This is a genomic window from Allobosea sp. P4_E12 (assembly GCF_056401655.1).
The window spans coordinates 81,881-107,036 of the sequence record NZ_JBFUIY010000001.1 but is presented as its reverse complement, the minus strand read 5'-3'; the positions used below and the strand labels follow the sequence as shown (position 1 = coordinate 107,036).

Here is a 25,156-nt window from a genome sequence, read left to right as displayed (position 1 = left end):
TGCCGTAATCCGCAGGAGACACCTGACCCATGAAGCTGCCGCCCAAGCTCGGCTCCATTCATTTCGTCGGCATCGGCGGCATCGGCATGTCCGGTATCGCCGAGGTGCTGCATAATCTCGGCTACAAGGTCCAGGGTTCGGACGCGTCCGACAATGCCAATGTCCGTCGGCTCGCGGACAAGGGCATCAAGACCTTCGTTGGCCATGCCGCCGAGAACATCGAGGGGGCGGAGGTCGTCGTCGTCTCCACGGCGATCAGACGCGACAATCCCGAACTCACGGCCGCGCGCGAGCAGCGCCTGCCCGTGGTGCGCCGCGCCGAAATGCTGGCCGAACTGATGCGGTTGAAATCCTGCGTCGCCGTAGCCGGCACGCATGGCAAGACGACCACGACCTCGCTGGTTGCGACCCTGCTCGAGAAGGGTGGGCTCGACCCGACGGTGATCAATGGCGGCATCATCAACGCCTATGGCACCAATGCGCGCATGGGCGAGAGCGACTGGATGGTGGTCGAGGCCGACGAGTCGGACGGCACCTTCCTGAAGCTCCCTGCCGACGTGGCGATCGTCACCAATATAGATCCCGAGCATCTCGACCACTTCAAGACCTTCGATGCGATCAAGGAGGCCTTCCGCTCCTTCGTCGAGAACCTGCCCTTCTACGGCTTCGCGGTGATGTGCATCGATCATCCCACGGTGCAGGGCCTCGTCGGGCAGATCGAAGACCGGCGCGTCGTGACCTATGGCGAGAACCCGCAGGCGGATTTCCGGTTGATCGACATCGATCTCTCCGGCGGACAGGCCCGGTTCACGCTGCTGATCCGCGACCGCAAGCGTGGGCGCGACGAGGTCGTGCGCGATCTCGTGATGCCGATGCCCGGTCACCACAATGCGCTCAATGCCACCGCCGCGATCGCGGTCGCCTATGACCTTGGCATTCCGGTCGAGAAGATCCGCGAGGCCCTTGCCGGTTTCGGCGGCGTCAAGCGCCGCTTCACCAAGACCGGCGAGTGGAACGGCGCACTGATCTTCGACGATTACGGCCACCATCCCGTGGAGATCGCCGCCGTGCTCAAGGCGGCGCGCGCCTCGACCAGGAGCAAGGTCATCGCCGTGGTGCAGCCGCATCGCTATACGCGGCTTTCCAGCCTGTTCGACGATTTTGCGGCCTGCTTCAACGATGCCGATACGGTGATCGTCGCCGACACCTACGCCGCCGGCGAGGCTCCGATTCCCGGTGCCGACCGGGATAGCCTCGTCTCAGGTATCAAGGCGCGCGGCCACCGCCATGCGCTGGCCCTGGAGGCTCCCGAGAAACTCGCGGGCATGGTGGCGGAGTTCGCGGGGCCGGGCGACTATGTCGTGCTGCTGGGCGCCGGCAACATCACGCAATGGGCCTATGCGTTGCCGGGCGAACTCGCCGGGCTGGGTGGCAAGCAGTGAGCTTCCCCGACATCACCCCCGACCTTCGCGCGGCCGCGCCCGAATTGCGCGGTAGGCTCCTGGCCAACCAGGAGATGGCAGGGCTGACCTGGTTCCGCGTCGGTGGCCCGGCGCAGGTGCTGTTCACGCCGGCTGACGAGCAGGACCTGGCCTATTTGTTGTCCAGGCTTCCGGCCGAGATTCCTGTCACGGTCGTCGGGCTCGGCTCGAACCTGATCGTGCGCGATGGTGGCATTCCCGGCGTCGTCATTCGACTCGGCGGTAAGGCGTTCGGCGAGATCTCGCTCGAAGACGGCAACCGGTTGCGCAGTGGCACGGCGGTGCCGGACGTCAAGGTGGCGCGGGCAGCCGCCGATGCCTCGCTCGACGGCCTCGCCTTCTATCGCGGCATCCCCGGTTGCATCGGCGGCGCGCTGCGAATGAATGCCGGTGCTCACGGCGGCGAGACCACCGATGTGCTCGTCTCGGCGCGTGGCGTGACCCGCAAGGGCGAGATCGTCACGCTCTCCCATGCGGAGATGGGCTTCACCTACCGCAATAGCGCGGCAGCGACGATGGACATAGTCTTCACGTCGGCCCTGTTCCAGGGGCGGCCAGGCGATCAGGCTGCGATCTTTGCGGAGATGGACCGGGTAACGGCGGCTCGCGAGGCCGCTCAACCGATCAAGGAGCGCACCGGTGRCTCGACCTTCAAGAACCCGCCCGGCGGCAAGGCCTGGCAACTGATCGACGCTGCCGGCTGCCGCGGATTGCGGGTCGGCGGTGCCCAGGTCTCCGAGATGCATTGCAACTTCCTGATCAATGCCGGCGGCGCGACGGCCGCCGATATCGAAGGTCTGGGCGAGGAGGTTCGCCGCCGGGTCAAGCAGACCTCGGGCTTCGAGCTGCACTGGGAGATCAAGCGGCTCGGCGTCGCGGTATAGGCCGCTGGGAAACGAATGGTCGCCAGCACCCGGCGTGGTCGCGCGATCAAGACGTCGCCATGGGGCGGCCCCGCGAAACCACTGACCGGTCAGCCATGTGTCGGCCTGCCCGAGTGCGATCGGGGGAGTGTGTAACGCAGTCCGCGCCTTCGCCCGGACTGCGCCTCGCCGCAGGATGTGTCGTGGGAGGCGATGTTTCGATCGCCTCGCCGCCGCTGCGTTAACGCGTCGTTAACCATGCTCCCCCGAGGGTCTCGGGGAAGCGGAGTAGCGATTCAATGACCAAACACGTCGCAGTCTTGATGGGCGGATGGTCCGTCGAGCGGGAGGTCAGCCTCAATACCGGCGACGGCTGCGCGAGGGCCTTGGAGAGCGTCGGCTACCGCGTGACGCGAATCGATGTGCAGCGCGATATTGCCGATGTGCTGGATCGGCTGCGCCCGGACGTCGCCTTCAACGCGCTTCATGGCCGCTTTGGCGAGGACGGCACCATCCAGGGCCTGCTCGAGATTCTGCGCATTCCCTACACCCATTCCGGGGTGCTCGCCTCGGCGCTCGCACTGCGCAAGGACAGGGCGAAGACGGTCGTTGCGGCTGCCGGGGTTCCGGTCGCGCGCGGCGTTACCCTGTCGCGCTTCGAGGCCGCCAAGACGCACCCTCTGCCGCCGCCCTATGTGCTGAAACCCGTCAATGAGGGGTCCTCGGTCGGGGTCATCATCGTGAAAAAGGGGCGCGAACATCCTCCGCAGGAAGTGGCGCGGGAGGACTGGCCGTGCGGGGACATGTTGCTGGCCGAGAGCTTCGTCGCCGGGCGGGAGCTGACCTGCGCGATCATGGGCGACAAATCCCTTGGTGTGACCGAGATCCGGGCCGCGACGGGCGAGTTCTACGACTACGATGCGAAATACACGAAAGGTGGTTCGATCCACATCTGCCCGGCTCAAATTTTACCAAAAATTTACCAGCAGATCGAAGAGTGTGCGTTAACGGCGCATCAAGCAATCGGGTGCCGGGGCGTCAGCCGTTCTGACTTCCGCTACGACGACGAGACCGACACTCTCGTCTGGCTGGAGGTCAATACGCAGCCCGGGATGACCGAAACCAGCCTGGTGCCCGAGTTGGCTGCCCACGCGGGCCTGAACTTCGGTGAGCTCGTCAAATGGATGGTGGAGGACGCCTCCCTCGATCGATGAAAGCGGCGGCGGTGCCTGCCCGACGTTCATCGATGCCGGCCGCAGGGCCGCAACTTCTGGTCGGCGAGCGTTCGCGTCGCTGGTTCCGGTCGTCGCGGCGCAGTGCGGTGGCCCTCCCGCTGTGGCAGCGCCTGCCGCAGCGGATCGGGACCTGGCTGGCTCTTGGGTTTCTTGGATTGAGTATCGGGACAGGCTTCGTGCAGGGCGGACATGTCGAAACGATGCAGGAGAACTACGGCGAGCCGCGCCATATGCTGGCGCGCCTGGTCGGGCTCGGCGTCGACAGGGTGACGATCTCTGGAATCTCGGAGCTGTCCGAGATCGAGGTCCTGATCGCTGCAGGAATCGATTCGAAGACCTCGGTCGCCTTCTTCGATGCGGACGAGGCGCGCCGTCGCCTCGAGGCGACGCCGCTGATTCGCCAGGCGACGGTTCGCAAGCTCTATCCCAGCGAGATCGCGATCACGCTGACGGAGCGTGAACCCTTCGCCCTCTGGCAGGTGAAGGGCGACCTTTTCCTGATCGCAGCCGATGGCACGGTCATCGACAAGATGGATGATGGCCGCTTCGCCCATCTGCCGCTCGTCGTCGGCCCAGACGCCAATACCCGCGCCCGTGAATACGTCGCACTGCTCGCCGACGCTGGACCATTGGCGCCGCGCATCCGTGCGGCCAGCCTGATTGCCGGCCGGCGCTGGAACCTCAAGCTCGACAACGGCATGGATATCCGCCTGCCGGAGATCGCGCCGGGGGAGGCCGTCAAACGTCTCGCCGGCCTCGAAACGGATTTCAGGCTGCTGGACAAGGACCTGCTCGCCATCGACCTGCGCCAGCCCGATCGGGTGGTGATGCGGTTGACGGAAGAGGGGGCGGCGACCCGCGCCGAGCAGCTCAAGAGCAAGACCAAGAAGAAGGGAGGCGAGGCGTGAACTTCACCTCTCAGGGCCTGACACCACGGATGCGTCCGCTTTCGTCGCGCAAGAGCGCGACCTTGTCGATTCTGGACGTCGGAACGAGCAAGGTGGTCTGCCTGATCGCCGAGCTGAACCCGGCCGAGGCGAACGAGCGGTTGCGCGGGCGCACTCATGTCGCGCGCATCATCGGCATCGGCCATCAGCGTTCGCTCGGCGTGAAGGGCGGCGCCATCATCGATCTCGAAAACGCCGAACGCGCGATCCGGGCCGCTGTCGATGCGGCCGAGCGCATGGCCAAGGTCGAGGTCCAGTCCGTCATCGTCAACCTGACCGGTGGGCGCATCGGCTCGCAGCATTATGCCGCCAGTGTCGACCTGCGTAGCGGCTCGGTCAGCGATTCCGATGTGAAGCGGGTTCTCGCGGTCGCCGCGACGCATGCGATCAAGCCCGGCAAGGCGGTGATGCACGCATTGCCGACCGGATATGCGCTCGACGGCGTGCCGGGCGTGCTTGATCCGCGCGGCCTCGTCGGCGGCAAGCTCTCCGTCGACATGCATGTCGTCGCCAGCGAGGCGGCTGCTGCCCGCAACGTCATGCTGGCGGTCGAGCGTTGCCATCTCGAGGTCGAGGCGGTCGTCGCGTCTCCCTATGCTTCCGGTCTCTCGGTTCTCGTCGACGACGAGGCCGAAATGGGCGTCGTCGTCGTCGACCTGGGCGGCGGCACCACCAGCCTCGGTGTTTTCTCGGGCGGCCATCTGGTCCATGCCGACGCCATTGCGGTCGGTGGCAATCACATCACCATGGACGTGGCGCGTGGGTTGTCGACCCGTGTCTCGGCCGCCGAGCGGCTGAAGACGCTGCACGGATCGGCGATCTCCAGCGCTTCGGACGAACGCGACATGATCTCGGTGCCGCAGGTCGACGATGACGAGCGCGACACCCCGAACCATCTGGCGAAATCGCATCTGATCCGCATCATCAAGCCGCGGGTCGAGGAAATCCTCGAGCTCGTGCGTGACCGGCTCAACGCTGCCGGCTTTTCGGCCCAGGCCGGCCGCCGCGTCGTGCTGACGGGCGGTGCCTGCCAGTTGACCGGTTTGCCGGAGACGGCGCGCCGGCTGCTCGGCGGCCAGGTCCGCACCGGCCGGCCGCTCGGGATCAAGGGCTTGCCGGAGGCTGGCAAGGGACCAGCTTTTGCGACCGCGGTCGGCCTGCTGGTCTACCCGCAGGTCGCTCATGTCGAACATTTCGAGCCTCGCGCGAGCGGCGCTTACTTCGCGACGGGGACGGACGGGTATTTCTCGCGTGTCGGGCGTTGGCTGAAAGACAGTTTCTAAGGGTATCGGGCCGGGCGGCGCGGCGCCGTTCCGACCCAAGAGTAAAATCGTAGCAATCGGGACGGCTCCCGCCAGGCGCCGGACAAGAAATCGAAAGAGGCAACCATGGCGATGAATCTGCAAGCCCCTGACATCCGGGAGCTAAAGCCCCGGATCACCGTGTTCGGTGTCGGCGGAGCCGGCGGCAACGCGGTCAACAACATGATCGAAGCCGGCCTCGATGGGGTCGATTTCGTCGTTGCCAATACCGATGCGCAGGCTCTGGCGCTCTCGCGTGCTTCGCGCATCGTGCAGATGGGCCTGCAGGTCACCGAAGGCCTCGGCGCCGGCTCGCAGCCGGAAGTCGGGCGTGCGGCGGCGGAAGAGGTGATCGACGAGATCCGTGATCACCTTGCCGGCGCGCACATGGTCTTCATCACCGCCGGCATGGGCGGCGGCACCGGCACCGGTGCGGCCCCTGCGATCGCCCGCGTCGCCCGCGACATGGGTATACTGACTGTCGGCGTCGTCACGAAGCCGTTCCAGTTCGAGGGCCATCGCCGCATGCGCATGGCGGAGGCTGGCATCTCGGAGCTGAACGAGGCGGTCGATACGCTGATCGTCATCCCGAACCAGAACCTGTTCCGCGTCGCCAACGAGACCACCGGCTTCGCCGATGCCTTCGGCATGGCCGACCAGGTGCTCTATTCCGGCGTCGCCTGCATCACCGACCTGATGGTCCGCCCCGGCCTGATCAATCTCGACTTCGCCGACGTTCGCGCCGTGATGCGCGGCATGGGCAAGGCGATGATGGGCACCGGCGAGGCGCAGGGCGAGAAGCGTGCGCTGACCGCGGCCCAGGCTGCGATCAACAATCCGCTGCTCGACGATGTCTCGATGAAGGGCGCGCGTGGCCTGCTGATCTCGATCACCGGCGGGCGCGACATGAAGCTCTATGAGGTCGACGAAGCTGCCACCCGCATCCGCGAAGAGGTTGATTCCGAGGCCAATATCATCGTCGGTGCGACATTCGACGAATCGCTCGAGGGCGTCGTGCGCGTCTCCGTCGTGGCCACCGGTATCGACAAGCCGATCAGCACCCAGGCTGAAATGGATGATACCGAAGCCCGTATCGCCCAGGTTGCCGAGCGTCTGAAGGCCGAAGCGCGTCTGCGCAACACCGCAGCCGCACCGCGCGCCGCGGCTCCGGTTCATGCCGAGCCTATGCTGGAGATGCGTGCGCCTGTGAATGTCGAGACCGTGCGCCAGTCGGCTCCGGTGCAGCCGAGCGTTGCGGAAGACATCCGCATCGAACCGGTGCAGCCGCGTCCGGTGATCGCGGCCGCTCCGGTGAGCCAGCCGATGATGCATGAAGAGCCGATGATGCGTCACGAGGACAGCTTCATCGCCCCGGCCCCGGAGCGTGCGGTCGTCCGCCCGACGCGGATGCCGCGGATCGAGGACCTGCCGATGCCGGCGCAGAACCAGATCGCGGCGAGCCGCGGTGCGCAGTCTGTTCCGCAGCCTCCGGCCCAGGCCGACCAGAAGCGCATGTCGCTGATGCAGCGTCTCGCCTCGGTTGGTTTCGGTCGCAAGGATGAGGACGAGGCCCAGCCGCAGGCGCCGGTGCGCCACGCGCCGCCGCCGATGCAGCCTGCCGCTCCGGCGCCGAGCGCTGCCCATGCCGAATACATGCGCCGGCCGGCTGTGCCGGCCTCGCGCCCGGCGCAAGGCCAGCTCGACCAGCTGGGCCGTGCTGCGCCGAATCGCAGCAGCGAAGAGGATCAGCTGGAGATTCCCGCGTTCCTGCGCCGCCAGGCGAACTGAGCGCTACAGCGCCTGCGACAGTTGTAACAGAGCCCGGAGCGAACCCTCGCTCCGGGCTCTGTTTACGTTTGAAAAACCATATACTTCAATGGGATGGTTATTTTTCTCTGATTGAGTTCGCTTGTTACAGAGCGAAAGAAAGCGTGATTTTGTCGGCATCCACCTAAGGCGTATGTTGCGCTTGCCCCAAAGGGGGATGACGGCACCGGCAACCGCCAGGCGCCGCCCAACTGAAGGACCGCAGACGACCGTCAGGCAGCCCGTAGCGTTGTGCAGCCGAGATCGTTAGCGTTCGAGATTGGATACCGGAATGAATTTTGATCGGCAGACCACACTCCGCGCTCCCGTGTCCTTGAAGGGAATCGGTGTTCATTCCGGAGCCCCCGCCGGAATCTGCCTCAAGCCGTCCAACGCGAACTCCGGCATCGTCTTCCTCCGCAAGGAGTCCGAGGGCGGCCCCTCGCACCTGATCCATGCCCGCTACAACAAGGTGAGCGCCGCTGAGCTCTGCACCGTGATCGGCGATCGCGGTGCCGCCTCCGTCGCGACCATCGAGCACCTGATGTCGGCCTGCGCCGGCCTTGGGCTCGACAATGTCCTGATCGAGATCGACGGCCCCGAAATGCCGATCATGGACGGCAGCGCGGCGGAATTCGTCACGGCGATCGAAGATGTCGGCATCGTCACGCTCGGTGCGAACCGCCGTTATCTCAAGGTCCTGCAGCCGGTCCGCGTCGAGAAGGGGCGCGGCTTTGCCGAGCTCGCGCCGTTCGACAGCGGCTTCCGCCTTGATGTCGAGATCGATTTCGACACCCCGGCGATCGGCCGTCAGCGCAAGATCTTCGACCTCGAGCCGGTCGCCTATGCCCGCGAGATTTCGCGTGCCCGCACCTTCGGTTTCATGCGCGAAGTCGAACAGCTCTGGAAGGCGGGTTTCGCGCTTGGCGCCTCGCTCGACAACACTGTCGCGATCGGCGACGACAAGGTGGTCAACCCCGAAGGCCTGCGCTACGCCGACGAGTTCGTGCGCCACAAGGTGCTGGACGCAGTGGGCGATCTTGCGCTGGCCGGCTATCCGATTCTCGGCGAGTTTCGCTCCTATTGCGGCGGTCACCGCATGAATGTGACCGTTCTGGAAGCCTTGTTCGCGGATCGCGCGAATTACGCGATCGTCGAGGCCGAGCCGGTCTATGCGCACCGTGCCGTGCAGATGGCCGTTGCGGCCCCCGCGGCCTTCGCGCCCGATCTGCACTGAGCAGTCGAACAGTTTCGCGCGCGCCTTGCATTCGCCTGCTTTTTATCGAATGCAGCATGGGCCCCGCATGTTCGTAACCTGCCTTTCCCCGGTAGCGTGAGCGCTGCGTCTGAGGTAAAGGCATCCTTCGCCATCTTGCGGTGACGAGCGAAAGAGGACGGACGACGTGAGCGTCATGCGGCTGAATAACCCGACTTCCCAAAGCGCCCGACCGATGCGGATGGGCGTTGCCCTGACGCTCGGCGCCGCCTTGCTGCTCGGCGGCTGCGACACGATGTCGTCGCTCAATCCGTTCGACAAGCCTGAGGTCTACAAGCCGGAAATCATCGCGGATGTGCCGGCCGACAAGCTCTATAACGAAGGGCTGGCTCGCTCTCAGAACGGCGACAGCGAAGGCGCGGTCAAGAAGTTCGAAGAGATCGACAAGCAAGCGCCGTTCTCGCCCTACGCGAAAAAGGGCTTGATCATGGTTGCCTATACGAACTTCCAGGCAGCCAAGTACGAAGACGCGATCACGGCGTCCAAGCGCTTTCTGGCGCAGAACCCAGCCAGCCCTGATGCTGCCTATGCGCAGTACATCATGGCGATGTCCTATTATAACCAGATCCCGGACGCGACGCGCGACCAGGAGCGCACCGAGCGCGCGCTTGCCGCGATGCAGGAGCTGCTCGATCGCTATCCGAAGTCCGAATATGTGATCGACACCCGCGAGAAGATGCTGGTTGCGCGCGATCAGCTCGCGGGCAAGGAGATGAATGTCGGGCGCTACTATCTCGAGAAGCGCAACTATACCGGTGCCGTGAACCGCTTCCGCGACGTCATCACCAAGTACCAGACCACGCGCCATGTCGAGGAGGCGCTGATGCGCCTGACCGAGGCCTATATGGCGATGGGCATCACCAATGAGGCGCAGACTGCCGCTGCCGTGCTCGGGCATAACTTCCCCGACAGCCCCTGGTACAAGGACGCCTATACCTTGCTTCAGAGTGGGGGCCTCGAGCCCCGCGAGGATCGCGGCTCCTATATCAGCCGGTTGTTCAACGGCTTCACCCGTTCGGTCGTCGGCCTCGTCCGCTGAGGCCGGGCAGGTGCACGGCCGGGTGACGGACCGCATGCCACTCCCTTCAAACACGCGCTGAGCGTCATGCTGGCGCAGCTTTCGATCCGCGACATCGTCCTGATCGACCGGCTCGATCTGGCGTTTGGCGCCGGGCTGAGCGTGCTGACCGGTGAGACCGGTGCAGGCAAGTCGATCCTGCTCGACGGCTTTGCGCTGGCGCTCGGTGGGCGCGGCGACGGCGGGCTCGTGCGCCATGGCGAGACGCAAGGTCAGGTCAGTGCCGTCTTCGACCTGCCGCTCGCCCATCCGGCTCGCAAGCTGGCGCAGGCCCAGGAGATCGACACAGACGGTGATCTGATCCTGCGACGCGTGCAATATGCGGATGGCCGGACACGCGCCTTCGTCAATGACCAGCCGGTCAGCGTCCAGATCCTGCGACTGATCGGCAGCGCCATTGTCGAGATCCATGGTCAGCATGATGACCGGGCCCTGACCGATGCGGCCCAGCACCGCGCCATACTTGACGGTTTTGCCGGCCTCGAAGGACAGGCCGAGATCACGGCGACGGCCAGCGATGTGCTGAAGCGCGCGCGACAGGTGCTGCAGACGCAGCGCATCCGTGTCGAGGCCGCACGCAAGGAGGCCGATTTCCTGCGCCACGCGGTGGCCGAACTTGGCAAGCTTGCGCCGGAACCGGGCGAGGAAGATGCACTGGCCAGCCGGCGCCAGGGCATGATGCAGGCGGAAAAGGTGGCGCGGGATCTTTCCGATGCCTATGAGGCCGTCGGTGGCCAGGCTTCCCCTGTCCCCTCTCTTGCGGCGGTGCTCCGCCGGCTGGAGCGGCGGGCTGCGCAGGCACCAGAACTCGTCGATCCCTCGATGGCGGCGCTCAACACCGCGATCGTGGCGCTGGAAGAAGCGGGCGAAGCGCTCGCGGCGGCCATGCGTGCGGCGGAGTACGATCCGCGCGAGCAGGAGCGGGTCGAGGAACGGCTGTTCGCCTTGCGGGCAGCGGGCCGAAAGTTCGACGTTCCCGTCGAGGCACTTGCCGATCTTGCGGCCCGGATGAGTGCCGACCTTGCCGATCTCGATGAGAGCGAGAGCTCCTTGGCCCGGCTCGAAGCGGAGCTCGCTCGGGCGGAAGCCGATTATCTCGCCAGGGCGCGGGCGCTCTCCGCTGCCCGCGGCGAGGCCGCGCTGCGTCTCGACACTGCGGTCAAGGCAGAACTGCCGCCGCTGAAGCTCGAGCGTGCGCGATTTATTACCCATATCGATCGCGACGAGGATGCGCGTGGTCCGGAAGGGTTCGACCGCGTCGAATTCTGGGTCGAAACCAATCCCGGCACGCGGCCCGGCCCGATGATGAAGGTTGCGTCCGGGGGCGAGCTCTCGCGCTTCATGCTTGCCCTGAAGGTCGTGCTTGCCGAGCGCGGGTCGGCGCCGACCCTTGTCTTCGACGAAATCGATAGCGGAGTCGGGGGCGCGGTCGCGGATGCGATCGGAGAGCGCCTGGCGCGTCTGGCGCGACAGGTGCAGGTCATCTCGGTGACGCATGCGCCGCAGGTCGCGGCCAAGGCCGGGCGTCATTTCCTGATTGCCAAATCGGCGCTGGACAATGACGCGGCCTCTCGCACCGTGACGCGCGTGACGCCGCTCGAGGACCGGACACGGCGCGAGGAGATCGCTCGCATGCTTGCCGGTGCCAGCATCACCGAGGAGGCGAGGGCTGCCGCCGCCCGTCTCCTTGAGGCTGCTGGCCTGCATGGCGCGGCGGCGCGCGCCTGACCACAGCGATCTGCATTCCCTTTCTGCGAATTCTGCTCTAAGAGCGGCACAGACTGGCTTATGGTGTTATGGCTGCGTTTCACGCGCCGCGATGCCTGCCTCACGATCTCCCGCGCCGCATCACGCCGCGCGCATGAACTCAAGGCCGATTAACGATGGCATTCCTTCCCACGAGCCCGCCGCTCGCGCGTGCGCTCGCCGAACGCAACTACAATGATCCGACCCCCGTCCAGAACGCCGTTCTGGAAGAGGCGGCGGCCGGACGCGACCTTCTGGTCTCGTCACAGACGGGCTCCGGCAAGACCGTCGCCTATGGGCTCGCCATCGGCGAGACCCTGCTGGAGGGCGCCGAGGTCCTGGGCCGTGCCGGGCAGCCCCTGGCGCTGATCATCGCGCCGACCCGCGAACTGGCATTGCAGGTCCAGCGCGAGCTCGCCTGGCTCTACAAGCATGCCGGCGCCCGGGTGATCTCCTGTGTCGGCGGCATGGATCCGCGCCGCGAGGCCGCCTTGCTGGACGAGGGTGCACATATCGTCGTCGGCACGCCCGGCCGCCTGCGTGATCATATCGAGCGGCACAGGCTCGATGTCTCGGCGCTCCGAGCCGTCGTCCTCGACGAAGCCGACGAGATGCTCGATCTCGGTTTCCGCGACGATCTCGAATTCATTCTGAAGACGACCCCAGCGGAACGCCGCAGCCTGCTCTTCTCCGCGACCTTGCCCAAGGCGATCATCGCGCTGGCGAGGAGCTATCAACGTGATGCTCTGCGCATCGAGGTGGCCGGTTCGGCAACCGGGCATGCCGACATCGAGTATCGCGCGATCCGTGTTTTCCCGAAGGAAGCCGAGCTCGCTGTCGTCAACCTGCTGCGCTTCCACGATTCGCCCTGCGCGCTGGTCTTCTGCAACACCCGCAATGCGGTCCGCCACCTCGAGGCGATCCTGCTGGAGCGCGGCTTTTCGGCCGTGGCGCTCTCAGGCGAGCTCAGCCAGAGCGAGCGCAACTCGGCGCTGCAGGCCCTGCGCGACGGGCGTGCCCGCGTCTGCGTCGCGACCGACGTGGCTGCGCGCGGCATCGACCTGCCGGGCCTGACATTGGTCATCCACGCCGAGCTGCCGAACGATCCCGAGGTCATGCAGCACCGCAGCGGCCGGACGGGCCGCGCGGGCAAGAAGGGGACCAGCGTCCTGCTGGTGCCGCCCTCCCGGCGCCGCAAGGCCGACATGCTGCTCTCCGAGGCCAAGGTCGAAGCCGTCTGGGCCGGTGCTCCGACGCAGGAGGAAATCCGCGCGCTCGATCAGGAGCGGCTGCTGCAGGATCCGCTGCTTACCGGCGAGGCCAGCGAGGATGATGCCGGCATGGTCGAAGCCCTGCTTGCCGGTCGCTCGGCGCAGGAGATCGCGGCCGCCCTGGTCAGGGTCTATCGTTCGCGCCTGCCGGCGGCGGAAGAGGTCGGCGATCCCGGTTTCGGGCGCGACGAGCGCAGGCCGGTGCGCAGCACCGAGGATTACGCCCGTCCGCGCGAGCGTGACCGCGAGCAGGGGGAGAGGCCGCACAAGGCCGGGCCGCGTGGCGATACGGTCTGGTTCCGGCTGAATATCGGCCGCCGTGACGGCGCCGATCCCAGGCAGTTGCTGCCGATGCTCTGCCGTCGCGGCAAGATCACCCGTGACGAGGTCGGCGCCATCCGCATCTTCGACACGGAAACCAAGGTCGAGATCGATGCCGATGTCGCGGAACGCTTCGCGTCGCTGGCGAGCGCGACCGACCGGGACAAGATCGTGATCGAGCCCGTGACCGGCGAAGCCGAGCGGCGCCCGGCCAAACCCTTCGCGGAAAAGGCATCCCATTCCCGCGCGCCGCGGGCCGATGATGAACGGGCCAGCGCGCCATTCCCCGGCAAGAAGAAACCTTACGAAGGCAAGGGCAAGCCCTTCGGCGCCAAGGCGCATGGCGGCAAGCCTTATGATCCCGTTCGGCGCGATCGCGAGCCCGTCTATGACGAGAACGCTGTGCTGCGCCCCAGCGAGCGGCCCTTCGACAAGAAGTCAGGTCCCTCGGACAAGCCCTTCGCCAAGGGAAAGCCCTTTGCCGGCGCCAAGCCCTTTTCCGCCAAGCCCAGCCATGGCGGTAAGAGCTTCGGCCATGGCAAGCCGGACGCCGGATTTGCAGGCGGTGAGCGCGGCAAGCCTGCCGGCAAGCCGTTCAAGAGCAAGAAGCCGCGTCGGGACGATCGCTGATCAGGGACGTCGTTCGCCAGCCCTGGCAACAGGGCTCGAGATCATTCAGAAACGCCCCCTCCCAGGCTGGGAGGGGGCGTTTCGCGTTTCGGTGACCCGCCCATCGTGAGCGGTGGGCAGGGAACTCTGTGTCATTCACGCGGCCGAGACCGTACGGGAGCAGCGCTCGCGAACGGAGATGCGACGCCATGGGATGCGGCTGACGCCAGGACGTGGTCGCGTCCCGGTACAAAGCAAGTCGGGATTGTGGTGAGCCGGCGGCGATCAAGCGCTGAGGGTGCTCCCCGGCGGCGAGCGTCGCTGACGTCCGTAATGTTCGCCAACTTGCCGCGATTGGCGCTCCTCGGGCCTGGGGTCAGCGCAAGCCCAGGAAGGACAGGATAGCGAGGACAACGACCACGAGGCCGACGATGTAAATGATGTTGTTCATGTGAAGCCCCCGGCTTTGATCGGGCTGCTGGCGCCCGCGTGATTCAGCGTCACTATTCTGTTGTGACGAGAACTGAACCGGTGCGGCGCGCAAAGGTTCCCAAACGGTGTTGGCGGCTGCAGGCGCGATGGAACCCCGAGGGGCGTGTGGGCTGGGCTGCGGAGCGATGTCGCCGCCGGGCAGCGTTGGGAGGGAGCCGGATCGCTCCGACACCCTCTTCAGGCGAATTCATCTGCGTTCAGCGGCAGATGGTGACCGGGCGAACCACCGGGCCGACGCCCGGAACGAAACCGCGACGGAACACCTTGTAGCAGCCGCCATAATAGGCGCTGGCGTAGACCGGGCGGTATCCCCAGCCTGGGCGGCCCCAGCCCCAGGGGCGGGGATGACGAAAACCGCGGCCGAAATGGCCATGATGGCCAGGGCCGTGCCAGCCAGGCGCGGCTTGCGCGGAGGTGGCGGTGGCCAGCGAGCCGCCGATGAGGGCGCCGGCGCCGAGAATGAAGGCGGTGGCAAGGCCGGTGAGAGATTTTCTGAGGAGCCCGGCGCAACCGGGCCGAACCGGCCCGGTTGCGGAAGACGGGCTATTTCTCCACGACCTTGCGGTAGAGATGCCAGGTGGCGTGGCCGAGGATCGGCATGACCAGGACGAGACCGACCAGCACCGGCAGGCAGCCGAGGATAAGCAGGCCGGTGACCATGAGGCCCCAGATCATCATGACGCGCGGGTTGGCTTCGACCGCGGCAACCGAGGTGCGGATCGCCGTTGCCACATCGACATGCTTGTCGAGCACCAGCGGGAAGGAGATCACGGTCATTGAAAAGGCGGCAATCGCGAAGAGCGCGCCGAGCGCGTTACCGACGATGATCATGGTCCAGCCGTTCGGTGTCGTCAGTACGTCGCCGAGGAAGTCGCCGATCGAGGTCACCGGCATGCCGCCAAGAAGCCAGCGATAGATCAGCCAGGCGGAGAGCAGCCAGGTGATGAAGAGCCCGGTCAGTAAGGCTCCGAGTGCAAGGATCGTCCCGATCGAGCGGGATTTCAGGATCGCGAAGGCGTGCGCCCATGAGGAGTTCATGCCGCGTTCCCGGCGTCGGCTGATCTCGTAGAGGCCGATGGCCGCGAAGGGGCCGAGCAGGGCAAAGCCGGACAGCAGAGGGAACAGCAATGGGAAGATGTTGTAGCTCACAGTGAGCTGAGCGATGACGACGCCCGCGATCGGATAGATGAATGCGATGAAGACGAGATGGCTCGGCTGGGCCATGAAGTCCTCGTAACCGCGCCAGAGCGCGTCGCGCAGATCGGCCGTGGTGATGGTGCGCACGCGCGGCTCAATGACGGGCTTGGCAGGCGCATTCGTCTTGCGGTCAGCATTGGAGATCATGCTGTCGAGATTGGCCATTGGCAGTCCTCCCGGTTCTGGCCCGGTGCGCAATGGCGGTCCTGACGCGATCCTTGGGTCAAGTCGCCGAAGGCGTCGAGCATCCAATTCCAGCGCCACCATTATACGCCTGATGACGGAACTTGTCGCAAGCCCGTGCGAACACGATGGTGAGACGCGCGCAGGCGATGGTCTTTCTCGACTCCAGCAACTCGCCTAAGACAACGGTCATGAGCGAAGCCGAACCCGTACCCGTCGAAGACCTGACGCCCCGCCAGGCGCGCGCCGAGCATAAGCTGCTGGCCGCCGAGATCGCCGAGGCCGACCGCGCCTATTTCCAGGAGGATGCGCCCATCCTCGACGATTCCGCCTATGACGCGAAGCGTCGGCGGCTGGTTGCGCTGGAAGAGGTGTTCGCGGAACTGAAGGGCAATGAGGCGCTCAGCGACAAGGTTGGCGCCAGGCCGTCCTCGAAATTCGCCAAGATCCGCCACCGCGTGCCGATGCTCTCGCTCGCCAATGCGTTCTCGGATGAGGACGTCGCGGATTTCGCGATGCGTATCCGCAGCTTCCTCGGGCGCAAGGATGATGCCGGGCTCGCCATCACGGCCGAACCCAAGATCGACGGGCTGTCGCTGTCGCTGCGATACGAGAAGGGCGAACTCGTTTCCGCGGCCACGCGTGGCGACGGAGAGGAGGGTGAGGATGTCACGCTCAATGCCCGCACCATCTCGGAGATGCCGCACAAGCTCGTCGGGGACGATGTGCCGGAGGTCGCGGAAGTCCGCGGCGAGGTCTATCTCGGCCATGCCGATTTTGCGGCCATCAATGATCGCCAGCGCGAGAAGGGCGAGCGCGAATTCGCCAATCCGCGCAATGCTGCAGCCGGATCGCTGCGCCAGCTCGACGTCTCGATAACCGCCGCGCGGCCGCTTCGTTTCTTTGCCTATGCCTGGGGCGAGATGTCGGAACTGCCAGCCGCGACCCAGTTCGGCGTGGTCGAAGCCTTCCGACGCTGGGGCTTCAAGACCAACCCGCTGATGCGCCGCTGCGAGCGTGTCAGCGAGCTCCTGGCGCATTACCGCGCGATCGAGGCCCAGCGCGCGACGCTGGGTTACGATATCGACGGCGTGGTCTACAAGGTCGACGATCTCGCGCTCCAGACCCGGCTCGGCTTCGTCGCGCGTGCGCCGCGTTGGGCGATCGCGCATAAATTCCCGGCGGAACTGGCGACCACCCTTCTCGAGGCGATCGACATCCAGGTCGGGCGCACCGGCGCGCTCAGCCCGGTTGCGCGGCTGCGCCCGGTTACTGTCGGTGGTGTCGTCGTCACCAACGCGACCCTGCATAACGAGGATTACATCCGGGGCTTCGATTCCAAGGGCCAGCCGATCCGCGACGGCGCCGATATCCGAGTCGGCGACACGGTGACGGTGAAGCGGGCCGGCGACGTGATCCCGCGCGTCGAATCCGTTGATCTCGGCAAACGGCCGGGGGATTCGCAGCCCTATGTCTTCCCGACGCTGTGTCCGGTCTGCGGCAGCCATGCGACGCGCGAAATCAACCCGCGCACGGGCAAGGAAGATGCAGTGCGCCGCTGTACCGGGGGGCTCATCTGCTCGGCGCAAGCTGTCGAGCGGCTGAAGCATTTCGTCTCCCGCGACGCGCTCGACATCGACGGGCTCGGCGACAAGCAGATCGAGTTCTTCCATGCCGATCCCGACCTGTCGGTACGGGAACCCGCCGACATCTATACGCTGGCGGCCCGCGACGCTGCCAATCTCAAGAAGCTGAAGGACAAGGAAGGCTTCGGCGCGCAAAGCGTGAAGAAGCTCTTTGATGCGATCGAGGACCGGCGCGCGCCACCGCTCAACCGCTTCGTCTTCGGACTTGGCATCCGCCATGTCGGTGAAACCACGGCACGGTTGCTGGCGCGGCATTACGGATCGTTCGAGGCCCTGCGCGAAGCAGCGACCGCTGCTGACCCGCAATCCCCCGAGCGGCAGGCGCTCGATGCCATCGACGGCATCGGCCCGACCGTCGTCGAGGCACTGGTCGAGTTCTTCGCCGAGGCCCACAATCAGGAAACGCTCGACCGGCTGCTGGCGCAGGTGACGCCGCAGCCGCTGGAGGCGGTCGCTTCGACGAGTCCGGTCGCCGGCAAGATCGTCGTCTTTACCGGCGCGCTGGAGCAGATGACCCGTGACGAGGCCAAGGCCATGGCCGAGCGGCTGGGCGCCAAGGTCGCGGGTTCGGTCTCGTCGAAGACCGACCTGCTGGTCGCCGGACCCGGAGCTGGTTCGAAGCTCAAGGACGCCGCGAAGCACGGGGTCAAGGTGATCGACGAGGCCGGCTGGTTTACCCTCGTGCGCACCTGAAGCTGCTTGCCATCGGCTTGTTTCGTCGCGGCGCTCCCGCCGTGACGAGACTGTCTAAGCGGGACACGAGCTAAGGCGATCAGCGGCGATGTTGGTGGCGATGACTGTTTGGGGTACCGGTGTTCTGCGGAATGCCGACGACGCCCTTTACACCGCCAACCACGCCTCCGGCGACTCCGCCAACGACCGCTCCTGCAACGCCGCCGACCGCTCCGGCCGCTCTGTTGCCGATATCGGCGCCTTGGGCAGCACCACGCGGCACGCCCTGAGCGCTCGCTGTCAGAGGTAAGGCGAAGATCGTGAGAGCCATTGCGCCGGCGAAAGCGAGACATCTGGTTGTCATGATAATGGTGTCCATTCGGATCACAGCGCCGCCCAGCGGGCACTCGGCGGTCGAAGGGAAAACCGCTTCCTCGGCACATAGTTCCGGCCGTCTTGCCGATTCCGTACCCATTTCATCGGGGCGATCTAGAGTGACGGCGAGGCCCGGTGTGCGCCAGGCCCTAACCCAAACTCACAGAGGCTTGCGTTACGTGCCGCCGAACTGCTGCGGCGGCGCCGAGCCCGGCCGCGGACCGCCGTCGAAGGCCGCCAACCCGTCCGTTTCCGCCGCTCGGAAGTGGCTTGGCGGCGCACCGATGACGCGCTTGAAGGCGCGGCTGAAGGCGGCCTCCGATTCATAGCCGAGCCGGCGCGCGACAATGGCGATTTTCATCCGGTCGCGGACGAGCCATTGCCGGGCCTGATGCATCCTGACCTGCACGACATAACGGGCCGGCGTCTCGCCAACGACGCTGGCGAAGCGCTCGGCGAACGCGGAGCGCGACGCGTGCATGACTCCGGCAAGCGCCTCGACGGTCCAGTCCTCGCTGGGATGGAGATGGATCGCGGCCAGGACCCGCCCGATATCGGGATCGCGCGCCGCGGCGACCCAGCCGGTCGAATCACCGCAACCCCGTTCGACCCAGGAGCGGATCAGCGCAGCGGCGACGACGTCGGCCAGGCGGGTGAGGATGCTGCCGGCACCGACCCGGTCCAGCGCGAGCTCGCAGGCCATGGTCGTGAGCAGGGGCGGGATGCCCGGTTCGTTGGCCGCGAGCTCGTGCAGCCGCATCAGTTCCGGCATCATCCGCAACAGCGGGTGCTGGCCATCGACGTTGAAGCTCATGCTGCCGCTGAAGAACATGGTCTGTTCACCGTCGCCACCACCGCGCGCCTCGGCGATGTCGCCGCAGACGGTCTGGAGCTGGCATTGTCCGAGCGGCTTGGTGCAGGCGCCGGGCGCGCTCGCCAAGGCGTGCTCGGCACCGCGCGGCAGCAGTACTGCATCTCCCTGCTCGAGGCGGATCCACTCGTTCTCCGGCGTTCGTAGCCAGCAGCCGCGCTCGGCGGCGAAGTGGAAGCGCGCCGCCTGCTGCGCCGGAAAGAGCAGGCCCCAAGGGGCGGTCATCTGGAAACGAGCATAGTCGACGCCCTCCAGCCGCAGGCCACGGAGCATTTCTGTCAGCGGATCGGTCATGGATTCCTGGACGAATAGTCAAGCATTCCGGATTTCCTAACATGGAAGCTCCAGAGCGTCATCTCTACTTGTCTGGTCCGACGTCCTGGAGACCGCCATGTCCGATTCCCTTTCCGCTACCGCGGACCCGCAATTCATCCCTGCCGAGATCGAGGAACGCACCGAAGCGGCGTGGCCGGCGATCTTCTCGCTCACCATGGGCGTGTTCGGGCTGGTCACGGCCGAGTTCCTGCCGGCAAGCCTGCTGACGCCGATCGCTGCCGACCTGGGCATCAGCGACGGGGCAGCTGGGCAGGCCGTAACGGCGACCGCCGTCATCGGCGCGGTCGCCGGTGTCGCGACTGCGATCATGACGAGAAGTATCGACAGGCGCATCGTGATGTGGGCGCTGACGTCGCTGCTGGTGGTGTCGAGCCTGCTGGCTGCGGTCGCCACGGGGCTGACGACGCTTCTGTTCGCGCGCCTGCTGCTCGGCATCGGCCTCGGCGGCTTCTGGTCGATGGCGGCGGCGACCGCGATGCGGCTCGTCCCGGCAAGGCTGCTGCCGCGGGCGATGTCGATCATCTTCACCGGCGTCTCGGTCGCGACGGTCAGCGCCGCGCCGATCGGCGCCTATCTCGGCGAGGCGATCGGCTGGCGCGCCGTCTTTGTCATTTCGGCCGGCATCGGGGCGGTGACGCTGCTCGCCCAGGTGTTGACGTTGCCGAAGCTGCCGCCGCTGGCGGCGCCAAGCATCGGCACTCTCTTCGAGCTGCTGGGGCGGCCGAGCATCCGGCTCGTCCTGTTCGCGGTGCTGGTGATCATCTCCGGGCACTTCGCCGGATTCACCTATGTCCGTCCCTTCCTGGAGCAGGTACCGCTTCTGAAGGTCGAGGCGATCTCGCTGGTTCTGCTGGCCTATGGCGTCGGCGGTTTCTTCGGCAATTTCGCTGGCGGTGCCGTGGTCGCACGCAGCGTCAAGGCCGCCGTCGTGCTGGGCTCGCTCGCGATTGGCCTGGCGGCGCTCACGCTGCTCCTCTTCGGGGCTTCGACCCTCGTGTCGGGGTTCGCAATTGCGCTCTGGGGCTTCGCCTTCGGCTTCCTGCCGGTCGGCATCCAGACCTGGACGGTGCGCGTCGCTGCCGATCAGGCTGAAGCCGCGGGCGGCCTTCTCGTCGCTGCCTTCCAGGTCGCTATTGCGGGCGGGGCGATCTTCGGCGGATTGCTGGTCGACCATCTCGGCGCGTTGGGCGCCGTCGGCTATCTCGCCACCGCGACGCTGCTCGGTGCTGCCCTCGTCCTCGGTCTGGGCCGCGAGCCACCGGCTGCCAGCGGCGCGGCGTCGGCCATGGCCGGCTGAGATCGGATGGCGACGGTCCGCGTGATCGTCGCCATCACTTTTCTTCAAGACATCAGGGCCGGTATTCGCTGTATCCTGGCGGCATGGAATTGATCAGCCAAGGCGAAGCGCTGCTGGACACTCCGCTGCTGGCGGGGGAGCATGCCCGCATCTTCACGGCCTCACGTTTCGCGGGGCTGGAATGCCTTTCGGCGAAGTTCCAGACGCATTCCTATGCCCCGCACGCGCACGAGACCTATGCGATCGGCACGATCGAAGCGGGCTGCGAGATCTGGCATGCACGGGGCCAGCGGCTTTATGCCCATGCCGGCGACATGGTTTTCAACCATCCGCTCGATGTCCATGACGGCCTGCCGCATGCCGGCGGCTATCGCTACCGGATGACCTATCCGACCGTCGAACTGATGCAGGAGGTTGCGGCCTCGCTGACCGGATTCGAGGTGCTTGGCACGCCGTTCTTCGCCGAACCCTGCGTTCACGACCCGGAGGCTGCGGCGCTGTTTTCTGCCGCGCACCGTCTGCTGGAGGAAAGCGGCGATGCCCTGGCGGGTGAAGAAGGGCTCTTGCGCGCCTACGCATTTTGCCTGGCGCGCCATGCCGATCTTTCGGTGCGTCCGCTCGGGCGCGAGCGCGGGCCGATCGCCGAGGCCCGTGCGCTGCTCGAGCAGCGCTATGACGAAGACCTTTCACTGGCTGAAATGGCGCGGCGTTGCGGGTTGCCACGACATCATCTGATCCGTGCCTTCCGCCGCGAGACCGGCCTGACGCCGCATGCCTATCTCGTCGACATCCGTGTCCGCCGCGCGCGGGATCGCCTGCGTCGCGGCGAGATGCCTGGCGACGTTGCGGCGGCGACCGGCTTTTGCGACCAGGCGCATCTGACCCGCGCCTTCAAGGCGCGGCTCGGCGTCACTCCGGGCGCCTTCCGCGCTGCCCATCTGGCCTGAAGGGCTGTTTGCATGTCCATCCTCGACGATGCCCGTCTGGGCTTCAGCGATATCTGGCCGGCCGCCCTGGCTGCGGTCCCGATCGGCCTGCTCTTTGGCGCGCTCGCGGCCGGCAAGGGCCTCTCGCCGCTGGAGGTCTTCGTCATGGGGGCGCTGGTCTTTGCCGGCGGGGCCCAGTTCGCTGCGGTCGAACTCTGGGCGAGCCCGGCGCCTGTCTTCGCCATCATTTTCTCGACCCTGCTGATCAATGCCCGCCACGTGCTGATGAGCGCGTCGATTGCACCAAAGCTTGGGCGTTTCAGCACGGCCCAGAAGCTGACGGGCCTGTACTACATGGCTGACGAGAACTGGGCGCTGGCGGAGAAGCGAGCCCGGCTGCGGCAGCTCACGCCGGCCTACTGGTTCGGCATGATCGTGCCCTTCGTCTCATGCTGGCTGACGACGACGACTGTGGGCGCAACGGTCGGCGCGGCAATGGGCGACCCGCGCAGGCTCGGAGCCGACTTTGCCTTCACCGCGCTGTTCATCGCGCTGGTCGCTTCGTTCTGGAAGGGCAGGGTGACGTTCTGGACGGTGGCGGCTGCCGGTATCGCATCGGCGCTGACCTACAAGTTCGTCGGGCCACCCTGGCATGTCGCGGCGGGGGCGCTGAGCGGTCTGCTGGCCGCCTGGCTGGCTGCGGGGAGGGAGCCAGACGTGGTTGCGGAGGGCGTGAAGTCGTGACACTCGACACGCTGAATCTCATCGCCATCCTGGGCATGGCGGCCGTCACCTATCTGACGCGGATCGCCGGACTGGCGCTGGCGGGGCGGCTCGATCTGTCGCCACGCGCGCAGGCAGCCTTCGACGCCATTCCGCCGGCCGTGCTGGTGGCGGTCATCGCGCCGAGTGCGCTGGCGACCGGCTGGCCGGAGACCGGAGCCGCACTCCTCGCCGCACTCGCTGCAACGCGGCTGCCGCTGCTGGCTGTCGTTGCCGTTGGGGTGCTGGCCGTGGTCGGGCTGAGGATGGTGATCTAAGGACATGACCTGAAGCCGCCGTCATGGTCGGGACGAGCCCAGCGATGGCGGCGGTGTCACTGCAGTGGTCGGCGTCTATAGCGGCCTGCAGGCGGCTTCCAGCCAGGCCCTCGCTTCGCCCTCCAATCGCGGGCTGAGCTTGGCCCAGACTTGCGCGTGATAGGCGTCGATCCAGGCGATCTCACCGGCATCGAGCAGCGAGCGCTCGATCAGCGCCCGTTCATAGGGGCACCAGGTGATGGTCTCGAAACCATAGATCGTGCGGTCGCCGCCGGGGATCTTCCGCTCCTCGACTACGATCAGGTTCTCGATGCGGATGCCGTACTCGCCCTGCTTGTAGTAGCCGGGTTCGTTGGAGAGGATCATGCCCGGCTCCAACGGCGTCGTGCCGAGCTTGGAGAGCCGCTGCGGCCCTTCATGCACCGAGRGATAGCTGCCGACGCCGTGGCCGGTGCCGTGATCGAAATCGAGACCGGCCTGCCAGAGCGGCAGGCGGGCCAGTGCGTCGAGCTGCGCGCCCGACGTTCCCTTGACGAAGACCACGCGCGAGATCGCCAGATGGCCCTTGAGCACGCGTGTATAGCGATCGCGCATCTCGGCGGTCGGGGTACCGACTGCAATGGTGCGGGTGATATCGGTGGTGCCGTCCTCGTACTGCGCTCCGGAATCGACCAGGAAGATGCCGGGTTCGAGCCGGCGATTGCTGGATTCCGTGACGCGATAATGGGGCAGGGCGGCGTTGGGGCCGGCGCCGGCGATGGTGGTGAAGGAGACGTCCTTGAGCAGGCCGGTTTTCAGGCGTTCGGATTCCAGTGCGGCGACCGCGTCGATCTCGGTGAGTTTGCCCTTCGGCGCCTCGCGCGCGAGCCATGACAGATAGCGCACCACGGCTGCGCCATCGCGCAGATGCGCGGCGCGGGTCCCGTTGAGCTCGGCTTCGTTCTTCCTTGCCTTCATCAATGCGATCGGGTCGGCGCCGGCATCGGGCGTGCCACCGGCATCGCGGATCAGGGTGGCGAGTGCGGAGGCGGCCGTCGCCTGATCGAGCCGGACCTTGGCCCTGGCCTTGCCTAGCGCCTCGAGTTGCCTTTCGAGTGCCGCCGGCGGGGCGATCTCACCGACCGCACCGATGGCGTCGCCCGCCTCGTTCGTGATCTTCTCGGGTGCAAGGAAGACGGTCGGGCGCCCCTCGCGCGGGACGATGCCATAGCCCAGCGGCAGGGGCGTGTGCTCGACGTCACCGCCGCGGATATTGAAGGTCCAGGCGAGGGCATGCGGGTCGGAAATGACCAATGCGTCCACCTTGGCCTTGGTCAGCGCTTCCTGGATGCGTGCAAGTTTGCTGGCGGTGGTCTCACCGGCATAGTCACCGCGATGGGCCTTGACCGCCGCGGCTGGAGGGGCCGGGCGATCGCTCCAGAGGGCGTCGATCGGGTTCCGCGAAACGGCGGTCAGTGTGCCGCCGGCAGCCGCGACCGCCTTCTCGAGCTTCGCGACGCCATCGACGGTGTGCAGCCAGGGATCGTAGCCCAGCCTCGCCCCTGCAGGCAGGTTCGTTTCGATCCAGCGTTCGAGCGGGGTCTCTTCCATCTTCACTGGCGCAACGACCTGCGTGTCGGTCTGCTCGGCCGATTGGATCGTGTAACGGCCGTCGACGATCAGGACTGCCTTGTCGGTCAGCACGACGGCATTGCCGGTCGAGCCGGTGAAGCCGGTGAGCCAGGCGAGCCGCGCCATATGGGCCGGAACATATTCACCCTGATGCTCGTCCGCGCGCGGCACGATGAACCCGTCCAGGCCTTGTGCAGCGAGCGCCTTGCGCAGGGCCGCGACGCGGGGCGCGACTTCGGCCGGATTGCTCGGTTCGGAAAAGGACTGGAAGCGGCAGGTCGGCAAATTGTGCGCGGGCGATTCGGTCATGGCGGGTCCAAACATGGCGATACCCGCCATCGTCGCGTCAGAACCGGCGGAAGGCCAGCGCAAATGCGACATCCTTGCCTGCTTTGTCGGCAGGCCCTCATAGCCGACGTTTTGGGCGTTTTGCCTCTTCGCTATGCGGTGGGCGTCAAATGTTAATGAAAATTTGGGGTACGCATGCGTCATGCGCATATCTCGCATCTGCGAAATCATCTTCTCGCAAGTGCGAAGAAGTACCACTTTGGTTGCATAAGAGAACGAGGAAGCGAC

19 protein-coding genes are annotated in these 25,156 nt (G+C 66.2%); 15 read left to right on the top strand and 4 right to left on the bottom strand.

All coding sequences use genetic code 11. From position 1 onward, the window contains the following. Nucleotides 1–29 precede the first annotated feature (29 nt). The 10 genes from murC to AC1DW9_RS00455 all read left to right on the top strand — a co-directional run bounded on the left by murC (nt 30) and on the right by AC1DW9_RS00455 (nt 13,955). Nucleotides 30–1,442, top strand: a complete 1,413-nt coding sequence (murC, locus tag AC1DW9_RS00500; RefSeq protein ID WP_441505335.1) for a UDP-N-acetylmuramate--L-alanine ligase — start codon at nt 30–32, stop codon at nt 1,440–1,442. Beyond that, on the top strand, nt 1,439–2,365 hold the full coding sequence (gene murB / locus AC1DW9_RS00495) for a UDP-N-acetylmuramate dehydrogenase (protein WP_476854999.1): 927 nt from the start codon (nt 1,439–1,441) through the stop codon (nt 2,363–2,365). The genes murC and murB overlap by 4 nt, the downstream gene beginning before the upstream one ends. Nucleotides 2,366–2,643: 278 nt before the next feature. Continuing rightward, nucleotides 2,644–3,558, top strand: coding sequence for a D-alanine--D-alanine ligase (locus AC1DW9_RS00490; protein ID WP_441505337.1), 915 nt, complete (start codon nt 2,644–2,646; stop codon nt 3,556–3,558). Further along, on the top strand, nt 3,525–4,487 hold the full coding sequence (locus AC1DW9_RS00485; protein ID WP_441489311.1) for a cell division protein FtsQ/DivIB: 963 nt from the start codon (nt 3,525–3,527) through the stop codon (nt 4,485–4,487). Before AC1DW9_RS00490 ends, AC1DW9_RS00485 begins: the two co-directional genes overlap by 34 nt. 29 nt (nt 4,488–4,516) lie before the next feature. Further along, nucleotides 4,517–5,809 (top strand): cell division protein FtsA, encoded by a 1,293-nt coding sequence (gene ftsA / locus AC1DW9_RS00480; RefSeq protein ID WP_069879824.1) that lies wholly within the window; start codon nt 4,517–4,519, stop codon nt 5,807–5,809. A 105-nt stretch (nt 5,810–5,914) separates the two neighbouring features. Beyond that, on the top strand, nt 5,915–7,615 hold the full coding sequence (ftsZ, locus tag AC1DW9_RS00475) for a cell division protein FtsZ (RefSeq protein WP_441489310.1): 1,701 nt from the start codon (nt 5,915–5,917) through the stop codon (nt 7,613–7,615). Between the two features lie 310 nt (nt 7,616–7,925). Then, nucleotides 7,926–8,870, top strand: a complete 945-nt coding sequence (gene lpxC / locus AC1DW9_RS00470) for a UDP-3-O-acyl-N-acetylglucosamine deacetylase (protein ID WP_441489309.1) — start codon at nt 7,926–7,928, stop codon at nt 8,868–8,870. Between the two features lie 175 nt (nt 8,871–9,045). Beyond that, a complete protein-coding gene (locus AC1DW9_RS00465) occupies nt 9,046–9,948 on the top strand; it encodes an outer membrane protein assembly factor BamD (protein ID WP_441505373.1) in 903 nt (300 codons plus the stop codon). Nucleotides 9,949–10,014: 66 nt separating this feature from the next. Further along, entirely contained in the window at nt 10,015–11,715 is a 1,701-nt protein-coding gene (recN, locus tag AC1DW9_RS00460; RefSeq protein WP_441505338.1) for a DNA repair protein RecN, read from the top strand. 155 nt (nt 11,716–11,870) lie between these two features. Then, entirely contained in the window at nt 11,871–13,955 is a 2,085-nt protein-coding gene (locus AC1DW9_RS00455; protein WP_441505339.1) for a DEAD/DEAH box helicase, read from the top strand. 1,014 nt (nt 13,956–14,969) lie between these two features. Here AC1DW9_RS00455 and AC1DW9_RS00450 read toward each other — a convergent pair. Further along, nucleotides 14,970–15,770, bottom strand: coding sequence for a DUF2189 domain-containing protein (locus AC1DW9_RS00450; protein ID WP_441505374.1), 801 nt, complete (start codon nt 15,768–15,770; stop codon nt 14,970–14,972). Nucleotides 15,771–15,997: 227 nt separating this feature from the next. Here AC1DW9_RS00450 and ligA point away from each other — a divergent pair, with 227 nt between their 5' ends. Beyond that, on the top strand, nt 15,998–18,145 hold the full coding sequence (gene ligA, locus AC1DW9_RS00445) for an NAD-dependent DNA ligase LigA (protein WP_441505341.1): 2,148 nt from the start codon (nt 15,998–16,000) through the stop codon (nt 18,143–18,145). Between the two features lie 79 nt (nt 18,146–18,224). Here the strand turns inward: ligA and AC1DW9_RS00440 are convergent, their stop codons facing one another. Continuing rightward, on the bottom strand, nt 18,225–18,488 hold the full coding sequence (locus AC1DW9_RS00440; RefSeq protein ID WP_441489303.1) for a hypothetical protein: 264 nt from the start codon (nt 18,486–18,488) through the stop codon (nt 18,225–18,227). Between the two features lie 186 nt (nt 18,489–18,674). Continuing rightward, on the bottom strand, nt 18,675–19,664 hold the full coding sequence (locus AC1DW9_RS00435; protein WP_441505342.1) for an AraC family transcriptional regulator: 990 nt from the start codon (nt 19,662–19,664) through the stop codon (nt 18,675–18,677). A 97-nt stretch (nt 19,665–19,761) separates the two neighbouring features. Here AC1DW9_RS00435 and AC1DW9_RS00430 point away from each other — a divergent pair, with 97 nt between their 5' ends. From AC1DW9_RS00430 to AC1DW9_RS00415, 4 genes are all read left to right on the top strand, one after another. Continuing rightward, nucleotides 19,762–21,003, top strand: a complete 1,242-nt coding sequence (locus AC1DW9_RS00430; protein WP_441489301.1) for an MFS transporter — start codon at nt 19,762–19,764, stop codon at nt 21,001–21,003. Between the two features lie 83 nt (nt 21,004–21,086). Next, a complete protein-coding gene (locus AC1DW9_RS00425) occupies nt 21,087–21,950 on the top strand; it encodes an AraC family ligand binding domain-containing protein (protein ID WP_441489300.1) in 864 nt (287 codons plus the stop codon). A gap of 12 nt (nt 21,951–21,962) precedes the next feature. Then, nucleotides 21,963–22,673, top strand: coding sequence for an AzlC family ABC transporter permease (locus AC1DW9_RS00420; protein WP_476775147.1), 711 nt, complete (start codon nt 21,963–21,965; stop codon nt 22,671–22,673). After that, nucleotides 22,670–22,969 carry an AzlD family protein gene (locus AC1DW9_RS00415; protein WP_441489298.1) on the top strand — a complete coding sequence of 100 codons (300 nt, stop codon included), beginning with the start codon at nt 22,670–22,672 and terminating at the stop codon, nt 22,967–22,969. Before AC1DW9_RS00420 ends, AC1DW9_RS00415 begins: the two co-directional genes overlap by 4 nt. 75 nt (nt 22,970–23,044) lie before the next feature. Here the strand turns inward: AC1DW9_RS00415 and AC1DW9_RS00410 are convergent, their stop codons facing one another. Continuing rightward, nucleotides 23,045–24,889 (bottom strand): aminopeptidase P family protein, encoded by a 1,845-nt coding sequence (locus AC1DW9_RS00410; RefSeq protein WP_476854998.1) that lies wholly within the window; start codon nt 24,887–24,889, stop codon nt 23,045–23,047. Nucleotides 24,890–25,156 lie beyond the last annotated feature (267 nt).

Coding starts and splice junctions, on each gene's coding strand:
- murC (WP_441505335.1), top strand. CDS start 30: ATGAAGCTGCCGCCCAAGCTCGGCTCCATTCATTTCGTCGGCATCGGC.
- AC1DW9_RS00490 (WP_441505337.1), top strand. CDS start 2,644: ATGACCAAACACGTCGCAGTCTTGATGGGCGGATGGTCCGTCGAGCGG.
- AC1DW9_RS00485 (WP_441489311.1), top strand. CDS start 3,525: ATGGATGGTGGAGGACGCCTCCCTCGATCGATGAAAGCGGCGGCGGTG.
- ftsA (WP_069879824.1), top strand. CDS start 4,517: ATGCGTCCGCTTTCGTCGCGCAAGAGCGCGACCTTGTCGATTCTGGAC.
- ftsZ (WP_441489310.1), top strand. CDS start 5,915: ATGGCGATGAATCTGCAAGCCCCTGACATCCGGGAGCTAAAGCCCCGG.
- lpxC (WP_441489309.1), top strand. CDS start 7,926: ATGAATTTTGATCGGCAGACCACACTCCGCGCTCCCGTGTCCTTGAAG.
- AC1DW9_RS00465 (WP_441505373.1), top strand. CDS start 9,046: ATGCGGCTGAATAACCCGACTTCCCAAAGCGCCCGACCGATGCGGATG.
- recN (WP_441505338.1), top strand. CDS start 10,015: ATGCTGGCGCAGCTTTCGATCCGCGACATCGTCCTGATCGACCGGCTC.
- AC1DW9_RS00455 (WP_441505339.1), top strand. CDS start 11,871: ATGGCATTCCTTCCCACGAGCCCGCCGCTCGCGCGTGCGCTCGCCGAA.
- AC1DW9_RS00450 (WP_441505374.1), bottom strand. CDS start 15,770: ATGATCTCCAATGCTGACCGCAAGACGAATGCGCCTGCCAAGCCCGTC.
- ligA (WP_441505341.1), top strand. CDS start 15,998: ATGAGCGAAGCCGAACCCGTACCCGTCGAAGACCTGACGCCCCGCCAG.
- AC1DW9_RS00440 (WP_441489303.1), bottom strand. CDS start 18,488: ATGACAACCAGATGTCTCGCTTTCGCCGGCGCAATGGCTCTCACGATC.
- AC1DW9_RS00435 (WP_441505342.1), bottom strand. CDS start 19,664: ATGACCGATCCGCTGACAGAAATGCTCCGTGGCCTGCGGCTGGAGGGC.
- AC1DW9_RS00430 (WP_441489301.1), top strand. CDS start 19,762: ATGTCCGATTCCCTTTCCGCTACCGCGGACCCGCAATTCATCCCTGCC.
- AC1DW9_RS00425 (WP_441489300.1), top strand. CDS start 21,087: ATGGAATTGATCAGCCAAGGCGAAGCGCTGCTGGACACTCCGCTGCTG.
- AC1DW9_RS00420 (WP_476775147.1), top strand. CDS start 21,963: ATGTCCATCCTCGACGATGCCCGTCTGGGCTTCAGCGATATCTGGCCG.